Genomic DNA, 13381 nt, shown 5'->3' on the forward strand with positions numbered 1-13381 from the left:
TAACGACTGTGGTGTTCGACGCGTTAGCTTAGGATGGGCTCATGATTAGCCCGCGACTTGCCCACGCAATCTCCATTGCTGCCTATGCCCATCGCAATCAGATACGCAAAGCCACCAGCATCCCTTATATCTGTCACCCGTACTCGGTGATGGTGATAGCCCAAAGCTGTACGCGCGATGAGGACGTGTTCATCGCAGCGTTGCTTCACGACGTCCTTGAAGACGCGGCGGAGGAGTATTCCGAGCACGACATGCTCAACGATTTTGGTCCCCGAGTGGTGTCTATCGTGAAGGAGGTGACTAAAGACTCGAGCTTGCCTATGTGGCAAGAGCGTGCGGATTCCTACTTAACGCACCTCGAAACCGCTAGCCATGAGGCGCTAATTGTGTGTTTAGCCGATAAAACCCACAACCTCATGTCCATGGTGGCGGATTATGAGGCTGTGGGTGATGCTTTGTGGGCGCGGTTTAATGCCGGAAAAGACCGCCAATTATGGTGGTATTCCAGCGTGTGGGATGTGCTGGAGCGCAGGCTTGGCAAAGATTTTCCAGGGGTGGCGGACTATGCCCGCCTGCTAAGCACATTTGCTAAGGCATAATGGGTAATACCTAGAGCGACTGTGATAGATGTGCCGCAGCTTCGGTTAGTTGCTGTGACCATAGTGCGGAAGGTGATGGGCGCAGGCGCTCGGTGGGGCCGGAAACAGACAGGACGGCGATGAAAAGACCTTCGCTGTCGAAGACGGGGGCAGAAATACTTGCGAGGCCAACTTCGCGTTCGCTAATCGATTCTGACCAGCCACGATCGCGGGCTTCTTCAAGGTCTTCGGGGGTAAACTGCGCTCCTGATGCCAGCATGGCATCGCGCAATGTAGGGGAGGAGTAGGCAAGAAAGACCTTTGCCGCGGATCCAGCGGTAAGTGGTAGGCGCGTACCAACAGGGACAGTGTTTTGTAGCCCAATGGTGGGCTCTTGGGCTGCAATGCATACGCGGGTTGCGCCTGCTAGTTGGTACAGCTGGACGGATTCGCCAGTTTCGTTCATGAGGCTAGCCATGATCGGGGTGGCTACGTCGATAAGCTTGGTGGAGCTGCCGGCCCCGAGCGAGCTCAAGACTGCGCCGATGGTCCATTTGCCATCGGAGGTGCGTGTCAAGATGTTATGGGTTTCTAGCGCTGTGGCCAGTCTGTGTGCTGTGGCTCGGGGGAGATTGGTCACGTCGCACAGTTCGGTCAGTGATAGTGGACGTTCCGCGACTGCGAGCATGATGGAGACAGCGCGGTCGAGAACCTTAATGCCGCTTGTTGCAGCAGGATCTGTGTTAATCTTTCCCATGAGATGAATATTAGCATTCCATTGCGCGGGATTCACCTGTGGGTCGTTTGATGTAGTGGAAAATTTATGTAGAAGAGGTGATTCGATTCATGACCAGCCCCATGACATCGAAGGGTTCAAAACTCACGCTCGCTGAAAAAGTCTGGCGTGACCACGTTGTTTCTCAAGGAGAAGGCGACCAACCAGATCTTATCTTCATTGACCTCCAATTACTGCATGAAGTCACCTCACCTCAGGCTTTCGACGGCCTACGCATGGCCGGACGCACACTGCGACACCCAGAACTGCACCTAGCGACCGAAGACCACAACGTTCCCACCGAAGGGATCCACAACGGTTCCCTCTTGGAAATCAACGATCTTGTCTCACGCACCCAGGTAGAAACCCTGCGGAAAAACTGCGAAGAATTTGGAGTGCGCCTCCACGCCATGGGCGATAAAAAACAAGGCATCGTGCACCAGGTAGGCCCACAATTAGGTGCCACCCAGCCAGGCATGACCATCGTGTGCGGCGACTCACACACTTCTACACACGGAGCCTTCGGTGCAATGGCCTTTGGCATCGGAACCTCCGAAGTAGAACACGTGATGGCAACCCAAACACTGTCACTGAAACCATTTAAAACCATGGCCATTAACGTCACCGGCGAGCTGCAACCAGGGGTCACCGCCAAAGACCTCATTTTGGCTATCATCGCAACCATCGGCACCGGCGGCGGACAAGGCCACGTGATCGAATACCGCGGCGAAGCAATCGAAAAACTGTCGATGGAAGCGCGCATGACAGTTTGCAACATGTCCATCGAAGCAGGCGCTCGCGCCGGCATGATCGCCCCCGACGAGACCACATTCGACTACATCAAAGGCCGTGAAATGGCACCCACCGGCCAAGACTGGGACGACGCTGTCGCCTATTGGAAGACCCTGCCTACCGACGAAGGAGCCGAATTCGATACCGAAATCACCATCGACGGCTCCGCGATCACACCATTTATCACATGGGGAACAAACCCAGGCCAAGGCCTACCGCTGTCAAGCGTGGTGCCCTCACTAGAAGACTTCCCAGGAGACAACGAAAAAGCTGCAGCCGAAAAAGCACTCGCCTACATGGGGCTAACCCCAGGAACCCCACTACGCGACATCACAATCGACACAGTCTTCCTCGGATCCTGTACCAACGCCCGCATGGATGACCTCCGCATTGCAGCCGACATCCTGCGCGGCCGAACCATCGCCGACTCCGTGCGCATGATGGTCGTCCCATCCTCAACCATGATCAAAGAGCAAGCAGAGGCAGAAGGCCTAGACAAGATCTTCATCGAAGCCGGCGCACAATGGCGCACCGCGGGATGCTCCATGTGCCTAGGAATGAACCCTGACCAACTCACCCCAGGCGAGCGCTGCGCATCCACCTCGAACCGCAACTTCGAAGGCCGCCAAGGCCCAGGTGGACGCACCCACCTCGTATCACCAGCAGTTGCCGCCGCAACCGCAATCAAAGGAACCCTGGCAACCCCCGCCGATCTGGACTAAGGAAGAAAAACAATGGAAAAATTCACCACCCACACCGGTATCGGTGTACCGCTGACCCGCTCCAACGTCGACACCGACCAGATCATCCCAGCCGTCTACCTCAAACGCGTCACCCGCACCGGATTCGAAGACGGACTCTTTAACAACTGGCGCACCAACGACCCCAACTTCGTCCTCAACAACGACGCCTACCGCAACGGATCCGTCCTCGTCGCCGGACCAGACTTCGGCACCGGATCATCACGCGAACACGCAGTATGGGCACTTATGGATTACGGATTCGCCGTCGTCCTTTCTTCGCGATTCGCCGACATCTTCCGCGGAAACGCCGGAAAAGCCGGATTACTGGCAGCTCAAATGGAACAAACCGACATCGAGCTGCTGTGGAAACAACTCGAACAAACACCCGGCGCGCAGGTCACCGTAAGCCTCGAAGAACGCACCGTCACCTGCGAAGGAAACGTGTACCCATTCTTCGTCGACGACTATACGCGGTGGCGTCTCATGGAAGGACTTGACGACGTAGGACTCACCCTGCGCAAAGAAGCCGAGATTGCAGCCTTTGAAGCACGCCGGCCATCCTTCAAACCCGTAACACAATAACACCTCAGCCGCAAAGAAAAGTGGGGCCTCCTAGAGCGAACAACTCTAGGAGGCCCCATAGCTGTGTCAGGAAAGTGATTACTTCACGCCCAAGGGGCTCACCAAATAATCCGCACCTGTTAGTTCACCCTCGTGGAAAGACAGCACCCAAGCACTAGCCTTCTTCGCCTCAATGGTCTCTAACGGCAACCGTCCCTGAGCGGACAACCATGCAATAGCATCAGGAATAAAAAGACCTTGACTGACCACCACATGAGTACCAGGAGTTGCAATCAGCTCCTCACAAGCCTTCTGGGCAACGGTCATACGCGATAGCCACGCCTCATCATCAAAACGATCATCAACTATGACCTCCAACCCCGTAAGCTCAGATAGCGGTGCAGCGGTTTGCTGGCACCGCGCCGGGGTGGCGGAGTGAATACTTGTTGGGCCATAAGCTGCCAGCATGGGAGCAAGTAGGTCTGCTTGGCGCTGGCCCTTTTTCTCCAGTGGTCGGATGCTGTCATTGCCTGCCCAATTGTGACGTTGATGTGCTTTAGCATGACGCACCAAAATCACTCGAGTAGTGGTGGGCAACGTAAGACGTTTATAGGCCTTGTCTAGCACCAGGCGGTCAACGTCGTAGCTGAGAATTTCTCGAGCCTCGGTGTAGGGGAGCCAGCGTAGTTCGTCTACTTCGTTATTTTCTTCGAAGGCCTCATCGTGAACTTGGGCGGTCCAGTAGTACACCACTTTGGTGCGCTCCCCAACGGGGTAGGACACTTTCCCGAGAAGCTTTCCCAAGTGAACGTGGTAGCCAGTCTCTTCACGGATCTCGCGTTCAGCGGTAACTGGTAGCGATTCGCCTGGATCAACTTTGCCTTTGGCAAGGGACCAATCGTCGTAATGCGGGCGGTGGATTACAGCGAATTCCACTGCTGGGTTTTCAGTGATTGTAGAGTTGTGGCGCCATAGAACAGCACCCGCTGCCAGAGTTGGTTTGGAAAATTCTTTTGTGGGATGAGCTGAAATTGTTTGGTAGCGGCCTGTGATGTCGAAAGCTGACTGTTGGTCTTTGTCTACTTCGTGGAGCTTGTTAGAAGACGTCATGGAAATGCGTGACCTTTCTCGCAGTGCATGCGGTTTTCAACAATCTTAAGCCTTGATTACGCCGTCGGTGGCATTGCCATCACCCCAATACCATCGCATAGCAATAGTCTTATGTATAGGGAGATGCTGGGAACAGATATAGTCGAATGCAACAAGTGTTATGGAGTTTATCCGTGCGAACTAGGAGGCAAGTTATGAAGATCGGCGTGATGGGTGCCGGTTCTTGGGGAACTACCTTGGCTAAAGTCTTTTCCGACGCAGGCTGTGATGTCACCTTGTGGGCACGTCGTGAAGAAGTCGCCCGAGAAATCAACACCGAGCACACAAATTCCGCCTATCTTCGAGGTATTGCGTTGCCGCACACCCTTACGGCCACAACGCAGCCAACGCAGGCACTGTGCGATGCCGATGTTGTTGTCCTCGCTGTTCCCAGCCAAACTCTGCGCGGAAATCTTGCCGAATGGCGTGGAGATATTCCACAGGATGCTTTGTTGCTGAGCTTGGCAAAAGGTATCGAAAAAGAGACATTTTTGCGCATGAGTGAAGTAATCGCGGAGGTTACGGGTGTGCAACCTGACAAAGTGGCTGTCTTGTCAGGTCCGAATCTGGCTCGTGAGATTGCAGAGGAACAACCAGCGGCCACCGTTATTGCCTGCACAAATGAGAAAAATGCCCAGCGTATCCAGCATGCTTTGGCGGCTCCTTATTTCCGTCCGTATACCAACACAGATGTTATCGGTTGTGAGATCGGCGGGGCTTGCAAAAATGTGATCGCCCTTGCCTGCGGTATGGCATCTGGTAGGGGGCTAGGAGAGAACACTCTGGCAACGTTGATGACGCGTGGTCTAGCGGAGATCTCACGTTTGGGTGTAGCCATAGGTGCAGATCCGCGAACCCTATCAGGCTTAGCTGGGTTGGGAGACTTGGTAGCTACATGTTCATCGCCGTTGTCGCGTAACCGCACCTTTGGTGCCCGTTTGGGTGAAGGCAAGACTTTAGACGAAGCCCGTGCAGCGACAAACGGGCAAGTAGCCGAAGGAGTTATATCCTCGCAATCTATTGCGCGGCTAGCAGATTCCTTGGGGGTCGATATGCCCATTACCCGTGCGGTATTCGGAGTATGTCATCGTGATCAAAATGTTGCCGACATGGTGGCTGCATTGATGGGGCGTACCAAGAAATCTGAGTAGCTACAGGGTAAAGTTTGCGTCTGTGAGCCAAAATCTTTCAGCACAGAACTCTTCAGAAACTCCTCGTATTAAAGTTGCCATCATCTACGGTGGCCGCAGCTCAGAACATTCCGTGTCGTGTGTATCTGCTGGCGCTATTATGGCGCACCTGGATCCGCAGCGCTACGAGGTGTTCCCAGTAGGTATCACGCACGACGGTGAGTGGACCGTGGGGGAATCGGATCCGAGTCGTCTTAAGACTGTCGACCGCGTGATGCCCGAGGTACAGTTCACAAGGGAAGTATCGTTGTCGGTCAATCCAACCGCCGCTGGCGAGCTACGTTTCGAGGATGGATCGCTTTATGCCAAAGTCGATGTAGTCTTCCCAGTCTTGCATGGTCGCTTTGGTGAAGACGGCACGATCCAAGGTCTATTTGAGCTCTCTGGTGTGCCCTACGTTGGAACTGGTGTATTGAGCTCCGCCTGCGGAATGGATAAGGAATTTACTAAGAAACTCATGGCGGCTGAAGGTTTGCCAGTTGGCAAGGAAGTTATCCTTCGCGGCTCGGAAACGTTGACTGAAGAACATAAGCGCGAACTCGGTCTGCCAGTGTTTGTTAAACCCGCACGCGGTGGATCATCCATTGGTATTTCTCGGGTAGCTGATTGGAACGAATGGGACGCGGCGTTAAGCCTCGCACGCGAGCACGATTCTAAGGTGATCGTCGAAGCTGAAATTGTGGGTGTAGAGGTCGAATGCGGTGTGCTTGAGCGTATCGACGGCTCCTTGGTGGCGTCTGTTCCCGCCCAGCTGCAAGATACTGATGAGGGCGACGAAGGTTTCTATGGTTTCGATACCAAATACCTTGATGATGTGGTGACCGCTCACATTCCAGCGCCCTTCGATGCGGAAACTACTGAGTTGATTCAAGAGCTGTCACTGAAGGCTTTCACAGCTTTAAGCTGCCGTGGCTTGGCACGCGTGGACTTTTTTATCACTGATCACGGACCCGTACTCAACGAGATCAATACGATGCCAGGTTTTACCCCGATCTCGATGTACCCCCAGGTATTCGAAGCGACCGGAATCGGTTATGCACAGCTGCTCGATAACTTGATCAAGCAAGCCTTGCACAAATAATTCGCGTTAGCGGATCGACTCCAACGCCTCAGTAATTGCTACGAGCGCGGCGTTACCAGCCTCATGTGGCAGGTTCACCGCGACCGTAGCTTTTTGGTCTAACGCGTAGTGCGTCGATGCGGTCGTACCATTACGCAATGTGGTGTCTTCAAACCACGGAACCGAATTGATCTGGTTGAGACGTTCACCAGCTTTATACGATTTCGGGAACTCAACTCCACAACGCAGCACTACGGGCTCAAAACCAGCCGCAGTCCACACAACGCTGCCATCAGGAAGCGAAACATCGGTGGTCTTGCGGTAGGTGATGTCGCTACCAAAGCTATCTGGAACCGACTTTAGTAGTGCACGGCACGTCGCAGAGCGATCCTCGCCAGCATGAACCTGAAGATCCGTCAGCGGAATAGGATGAGGCTTAGTTTCTTTACTCTCCAAAGTAGACACAACACCCCCCAACTCTTCTAGAGGACTCGCATGATCACCTAGTGCTTCAGCATCCGCTGTAACAGCAACAATAGGGAAGCGGTTAACCGAATACCACGTCCGCAATGTGGAACCCGGCGTAGCATCGCCTACCTCCATCCATGCGGCGTTGGCGGCGTCGATACGCTCAGATAATGCGGTGTATTGCAACGGTGCATCTACCCCACAACGGATCGTGACGCGCCTCGTAGAATCGGACTGCCACGCGGCAGCCCCTGCAGGCGCAGGATCAGCAATCTGGGCACGCTTATGACCTAAAACATGCTCGGGGAGAGCCTCCAAAAATTCCTGGCATTGTGCAGAATCACCCAACGGAGAACCCACATCCGACATCGCCACCGGCTGGTGTGCCGCCTTGTCATACACAAGTTTTGCGCCCACCAAAACACCGACAACCAACACAATGGATAACACCAAAGCGACAACAATCGGGCCGCAGCGAAAAGAATCATCAGAGTGCATAAGCACATAGTAGATCAGATAGAGAACCTGCCAAGAAGTGGCCTACTATCGAAACCACACCGGACCCCACCACCGAGGAGTACCCACCACCGTGACTGAAGAACACATCCGAAACAACCCCACCCTCAAAGAAGTCGGCGAACAAGCCGCCATCAATGTCATCACCGCACACGCACCAAGCTCCCGCAATGGTGATGACGCAGCAGTCCTAAGTCACGCAGGCGCCAACTCCAGAGCAGTCGTAACCACTGACATGCTCGTAGAAAACCGACACTTCCGCCTCGACTGGTCCACCCCAGCAGAAATCGGCCGCAAAGCCATCACCCAAAACTTCGCCGACATCGAAGCTATGGGAGCGCGCCCCGTCGCAGCCCTGCTAGCCATATCCGCACCCGCATATACACGATTGCAGTTCGTCTCCGACTTAGCACGCGGAATCGCAGAACGCGTCAGCGACTACTCAGCAGAACTCGTCGGCGGCGACATCACCGACGGCGACGCCATCGTGTTATCCGTAACAGCCGTAGGCCAACTCGGCGGATCACTACCCGAACTTGCCCTCGACCGTGCCCGCTCTGGTCACACTGTCATCGCCAGTGGAGTGATCGGCGAATCAGCCGCAGGACTAGCCTTGCTCAACAGATTTGGTAGGGACGGCGTCCCCGAACGATTCATGCCACTAGTATCAGCACACTGCGCAACCTACGTCCCCGAAGGACGAGGCTTTGTCGCACGTGCCGCAGGTGTATCCTCCCTTACCGACAACTCCGATGGCCTCATCGTGGATTTGCGCACCATGGCTCGAAAATCCGGCGTAGTCATGGACTTGGACCCGAGTGCCATCCAACCCAGCACACTGATGTATGAAGCAGCCGAAATCCTCGAAGAAGACCCATGGCACTGGGTCCTAGGCGGTGGGGAAGACCACACGCTCATGGGAACAACATCGCACGCAGTACCTACCGGATTCCGAAAAATCGGCACAGTAATCAAACGCAGCAACCAACCAACTCACGCTGCCGGCGAAGTCCTCGTCGGCGGCGAAGCACCAGCATACGACGACGGATGGGTGAGCTTCTAACATGAACAACACACCACTGCCAGTTCATCCCTCATGGATAGAACCACTAGCGCCCGTGACTGACAACATCCACGCCATGGGAGACTTCCTCCGCAATGAAATCGCCCAAGGCCGTGGCTACTTGCCCGCAGGATCAGACATCCTCCGCGCATTCCAATACCCATTCGACGACATCAAAGTGCTCATCGTTGGCCAAGATCCCTACCCAACACCAGGACACGCCATGGGCCTATCCTTTTCCACACAACCCGGCGTACGCCCACTGCCACGCAGCCTCGCCAATATTTTCAAAGAACTGTCCACCGACCTCGGCATCCCAGCTCCCACAGACGGCGACCTCACCGCATGGTCGCGCCAAGGAGTGGCACTGTTCAACAGAGTCCTTAGCGTCCAACCTGGAAACGCCGGCTCTCACCGCAAAAAAGGATGGGAAACCATCACAGAAACCGCCATCCGAGCACTCGCACAACGCAACACACCACTCGTCGCAATCCTGTGGGGCAAAGACGCCCAAACAACCCAAGCATTCCTCGGCAACACCCCCGTCATCACCTCACCACACCCCTCACCCCTATCAGCATCCCGTGGTTTCTTCGGATCCCGCCCCTTTAGCCGAGCCAACACCATCCTCGAACAACTAGGCACCACCCCCATCAACTGGGAACTATAAAAACCCTGTGCCAAACCAACCCCCACCCACCTTCAACCACTACACTATTTTTCCATGCCAAACATCACGTTCATCGGTGCACACGACCTTCTCACATGGGCTACCACCGCCACCGCAGAACTCGTTGCGCGCCGGGACGAGATCAACGCCCTTAACGTATTTCCCGTGCCAGATTCCGACACCGGATCCAACATGGCACACACGATGACAGCCGCTGTGCAACAAGCCCAAGGCGTTGACAACCCAGACGACCTAGCAGCAGTCGCCATGGCATTGGCCACCGGAGCGGTGAAAGGCGCGCGGGGAAATTCTGGCGTCGTGCTCAGCCAAGTCCTTCGCGGCATCGCACACCACGCGGACAGCGGGCGTATCGACGCCCACGCGATTCAGGAAGCTCTGCAATCCTCCCTAGACTTCGTAGCCGCAGCGATCTCAGATCCCGTTGAAGGAACTGTCATCACCGTGCTACGCACAGCTGCTATCGCTGCAACGAACTCCGAAGATCGAAGTCTCGCAGCAGTGGTAAGCGTAGCTGCCCATGCTGCGCGCATCGCTTTGGCAGAAACACCATCACAACTACAAGTCCTCCGTGACGCAAAAGTCGTCGATGCCGGTGGCCAAGGCCTTGTCATTCTCCTTGACTGTCTCGAACACGTCGTGACCGGTACCGCAACAAGTTACGACCCCCACATAATCGAAACAACAGAACAACAGCAATCTCACGGCACCAGTGGCTACCTAGAAGTTATGTGTTTCATCGAGGGGGTAGAAGTATCCCACCTTCATGACCTGCTAGCACCCCTTGGAGACTGCCTTGTTATCGGGCCGATCAATGATACCTCGGCAACCGTACATATCCACTCCGCCGACGCAGCTACCGTGATTTCAGCGCTATACGCAACAGGAACGATCACGGACCTCCACATCGAAGTCCTCCCCGAAACCCCCAAGGTTGTTCACCCCAAACGCATCGTTCTCGCACTTACCCCACCAGGCGACCTTGCCCGGCTCTATACCGACGCAGGAGCCCTTGTCGTCGTTCGTGACGGGCACCACTTTGCCATTGCCCGAAGCACCAACTTAGGCCAAGCCGAAACCCCACTTGCCGACGGCATCGAGATTGTTAACGAACTCGTCACACGATCCCACCAAAGCGGAGCACAAGAAGTCATACTCCTACCCAACGGATTACTGACCACCCAAGAAATGGCAGCCGTCGAACGCTCCAGCCAAGCCTTCAAACAATCCATCACAATGCTGCCCACTGGAAGCCTCGTACGCGGCCTCGCGGCACTATCCGTCCACGACCCACAACAAAGCCTTGCCGTAGCAACCTATGCCATGACCGAAGCCATGAGCGGAATGCGCACCGCAGTCATCGAACGCGCAGAGCATGCAGCACTCACCCCTGCCGGCGCCTGCGCCAAAGGCGACCTCCTCGTCCACCTTGGCACCGAACCCATCGCCGTAGCAGAACAACCCGACGAAGCACTTCGAATTGCCTGCCGCCGCCTCCTCGACATCGGCGGCGAGCAAATACTCATCCTCGCACGCAAAGAACTAGCCCTTACCCCCGATAACCACTCACTGACCAGTCCACACACCGATGTAGAAATCAACCAGTACGATGTAGATCGTCTCGGAGCTCTCATCGAAATCGGAGTGGAATAACACCATGCTCGGCTGGCACGACCAACGACCACTGGCACAACTATTGCCAGCCAAAGAAGCAAAAGCGTTCGCTCGACACTTCAGCTTCACCACCGTCGAAGACCTACTCCAACACTTTCCCCGCGGATATGCAGCCCACGGCACTGGACTCGCAGCCGAAGCCGCAGAAGAAGGTGACATCATCACCTGCGTGGGAACCATTGTCGACACCCACGAGCACCCCGATCGCAACGGATACAGCATCTACTCCGTTGTAATCTCCGACGGCTTTACCCGCAGCACCGCCACATTTTTCCGTGCCACATGGATCAAAAAAGTCCTCACCCGCGGAGCACAAGGAATCTTCACCGGAAAACTCAAATTCTTCCGAAACGCCCCACAACTCCAGCACCCCGACTTCTTTCTCTTCCCAGAAAAAGGCAAAAAAGCAACCGGAACCGGCGGAATGCAAGCACTATCAACAACCGGCGAACTCGACGACATCACCGACATCCTCGTCTCCATGAGCTACCTACCGGTCTACCCAGCCAAAAAAGCAATCCCCACCTGGCGCATCCTCGGTGCAGTCCACAACATTCTTACACACACCCCACACATCGCAGACCCACTCCACGAATTCGCACCCCAAGACCTTCCCAGCTTCGACCAAGCACTACGCGGCATCCACGAACCAGACGAGCAGGGCCCCCAACCCTACATCACCCGTATCAAATACGACGAAGCACTCACACTCGCCCTCGTCATGGCACTACGACGCGCCGACACACAACGTCGACACGCATACCCCATGCCCCCAACCAACGACGGCCTACGTGCACACATGCTCAGCCACCTCCCATTCGAGCTCACCAAAGGCCAACACAACGTCCTCACCGAAATCAGCGCAGACCTCGCACAGCCCACCCCCATGTCCCGCCTCCTACAAGGCGAAGTAGGCTCCGGAAAAACCATCGTCTCACTCCTCGCCATGCTCCAAGTCATTGACGACGGAAAACAATGCGTACTACTCGCACCCACAGAAGTACTCGCAGCACAACACGCGACATCCATCACCCAACAACTCACCAACGCCGGCATCAACATCAACGTCACCCTCCTCACCGGATCACTGCCCACCGAACAACGCAAAAAAGCCCTCCTCGACATCATCTCCGGCGACGCAAACCTCATTATCGGAACCCACGCCCTCATCCAAGAAGGAATCGAATTCTTCGACCTAGCCCTCTGCGTCGTCGACGAACAACACCGATTTGGAGTCGAACAACGCGACCACCTCCGCAACCAAGGACGCGACACCAACACCCCACACGTCCTCGTCATGACAGCAACTCCCATCCCACGATCCATCGCCATGACAGTCTTCGGCGACCTCAGCGTCTCAACCCTCAAACAACTCCCCGGCGGACGACGCCCCATACACAGCTACGTCATCGACCACCAACACATCACATGGACCACACGCATGTGGGAACGCATACGCGAAGAAATAGACAAAGGCCACCAAATCTACATAGTCTGCCCCAAAATCAAAGACTCCGGCGGAGTAGAAGAGACCACCCACCAACTCACCAACGGCATACTCGCCAACTACCGCATCGCCATGCTCCACGGCGCCATGCACCCCGAAGACAAAGACACCACCATGAAAGCCTTTGCCGCTGGAACTATCGACGTCCTCGTAGCCACCACCGTCATCGAAGTCGGAATCGACGTCCCCAACGCCACCGTCATGCTCATCCGCGAATCCGAAAACTTCGGCGTATCACAACTCCACCAACTCCGCGGCCGAGTCGGACGAGGAGGCAACGAATCCATCTGCTTCTTCCACACAACAGCACAACCAACAACTCCCGCCCACAACCGAGTCACAGCCGTTGCCGCAACCACAGACGGATTCGAACTCGCCGAAATCGACCTCACATACCGACACGAAGGCAACATCCTCGGCACACAACAATCCGGCCACACCAACAAAATCATCAGCTTCATCCACGACAAAGACCTCATCGAACGCGCCAACACAGACGCAACCCACATCGTCACACACAACCCCCAACTAGCACGCCACCTCGTCGCCGACATTGACGACACCACCCAGACCTACATCGATAAGTCATAACCGCCCCCATGCGATAGAGTAAAACC

General features: G+C 55.4%; 12 protein-coding genes. 9 read left to right on the top strand and 3 right to left on the bottom strand.

The window, feature by feature from the left end; all coding sequences use genetic code 11:
- The first annotated feature begins 41 nt into the window (after window positions 1-41).
- Window positions 42-599 carry an HD domain-containing protein gene (locus CIP100161_RS05450; RefSeq protein ID WP_155872589.1) on the top strand — a complete coding sequence of 186 codons (558 nt, stop codon included), beginning with the start codon at window positions 42-44 and terminating at the stop codon, window positions 597-599.
- 10 nt (window positions 600-609) lie between these two features.
- Here the strand turns inward: CIP100161_RS05450 and CIP100161_RS05455 are convergent, their stop codons facing one another.
- On the bottom strand, window positions 610-1335 hold the full coding sequence (locus CIP100161_RS05455; protein ID WP_155872591.1) for an IclR family transcriptional regulator: 726 nt from the start codon (window positions 1333-1335) through the stop codon (window positions 610-612).
- Between the two features lie 89 nt (window positions 1336-1424).
- Here CIP100161_RS05455 and leuC point away from each other — a divergent pair, with 89 nt between their 5' ends.
- Together leuC and leuD are read left to right on the top strand one after the other, a co-directional pair.
- Entirely contained in the window at window positions 1425-2867 is a 1443-nt protein-coding gene (leuC, locus tag CIP100161_RS05460; protein ID WP_155872594.1) for a 3-isopropylmalate dehydratase large subunit, read from the top strand.
- Window positions 2868-2879: 12 nt separating this feature from the next.
- Window positions 2880-3470, top strand: a complete 591-nt coding sequence (gene leuD / locus CIP100161_RS05465; protein ID WP_155872596.1) for a 3-isopropylmalate dehydratase small subunit — start codon at window positions 2880-2882, stop codon at window positions 3468-3470.
- 78 nt (window positions 3471-3548) lie between these two features.
- Here the strand turns inward: leuD and CIP100161_RS05470 are convergent, their stop codons facing one another.
- The gene (locus CIP100161_RS05470; protein ID WP_155872598.1) at window positions 3549-4559 is read right to left on the bottom strand and encodes an NUDIX hydrolase; all 1011 of its coding nucleotides are present in this window, start codon (window positions 4557-4559) and stop codon (window positions 3549-3551) included.
- A 194-nt stretch (window positions 4560-4753) separates the two neighbouring features.
- On the opposite strand from CIP100161_RS05470, the gene CIP100161_RS05475 reads away from it, so the two are divergent.
- On the top strand, window positions 4754-5749 hold the full coding sequence (locus CIP100161_RS05475; RefSeq protein ID WP_155872600.1) for an NAD(P)H-dependent glycerol-3-phosphate dehydrogenase: 996 nt from the start codon (window positions 4754-4756) through the stop codon (window positions 5747-5749).
- Window positions 5750-5771: 22 nt separating this feature from the next.
- Window positions 5772-6869, top strand: a complete 1098-nt coding sequence (locus CIP100161_RS05480; RefSeq protein WP_155872602.1) for a D-alanine--D-alanine ligase family protein — start codon at window positions 5772-5774, stop codon at window positions 6867-6869.
- 6 nt (window positions 6870-6875) lie between these two features.
- On the opposite strand, the gene CIP100161_RS05485 is transcribed toward CIP100161_RS05480, so the two are convergent.
- A complete protein-coding gene (locus tag CIP100161_RS05485) occupies window positions 6876-7814 on the bottom strand; it encodes a DUF3515 domain-containing protein (RefSeq protein ID WP_155872604.1) in 939 nt (312 codons plus the stop codon).
- A gap of 91 nt (window positions 7815-7905) precedes the next feature.
- Between CIP100161_RS05485 and CIP100161_RS05490 the strand changes: the two genes are divergently transcribed.
- The 4 genes from CIP100161_RS05490 to CIP100161_RS05505 are packed head-to-tail and all read left to right on the top strand — an operon-like array spanning window position 7906 to window position 13355.
- Window positions 7906-8895, top strand: coding sequence for a thiamine-phosphate kinase (locus CIP100161_RS05490; protein WP_155872606.1), 990 nt, complete (start codon window positions 7906-7908; stop codon window positions 8893-8895).
- Window position 8896: 1 nt separating this feature from the next.
- On the top strand, window positions 8897-9565 hold the full coding sequence (locus CIP100161_RS05495) for a uracil-DNA glycosylase (RefSeq protein WP_070794720.1): 669 nt from the start codon (window positions 8897-8899) through the stop codon (window positions 9563-9565).
- Window positions 9566-9619: 54 nt separating this feature from the next.
- Window positions 9620-11236 carry a DAK2 domain-containing protein gene (locus tag CIP100161_RS05500; protein WP_155872608.1) on the top strand — a complete coding sequence of 539 codons (1617 nt, stop codon included), beginning with the start codon at window positions 9620-9622 and terminating at the stop codon, window positions 11234-11236.
- 4 nt (window positions 11237-11240) lie between these two features.
- On the top strand, window positions 11241-13355 hold the full coding sequence (locus CIP100161_RS05505; RefSeq protein WP_155872610.1) for an ATP-dependent DNA helicase RecG: 2115 nt from the start codon (window positions 11241-11243) through the stop codon (window positions 13353-13355).
- The last annotated feature ends 26 nt before the right edge of the window (window positions 13356-13381 follow it).

This window comes from Corynebacterium rouxii, assembly GCF_902702935.1.
In the GTDB taxonomy this organism is placed as follows: domain Bacteria; phylum Actinomycetota; class Actinomycetes; order Mycobacteriales; family Mycobacteriaceae; genus Corynebacterium; species Corynebacterium rouxii.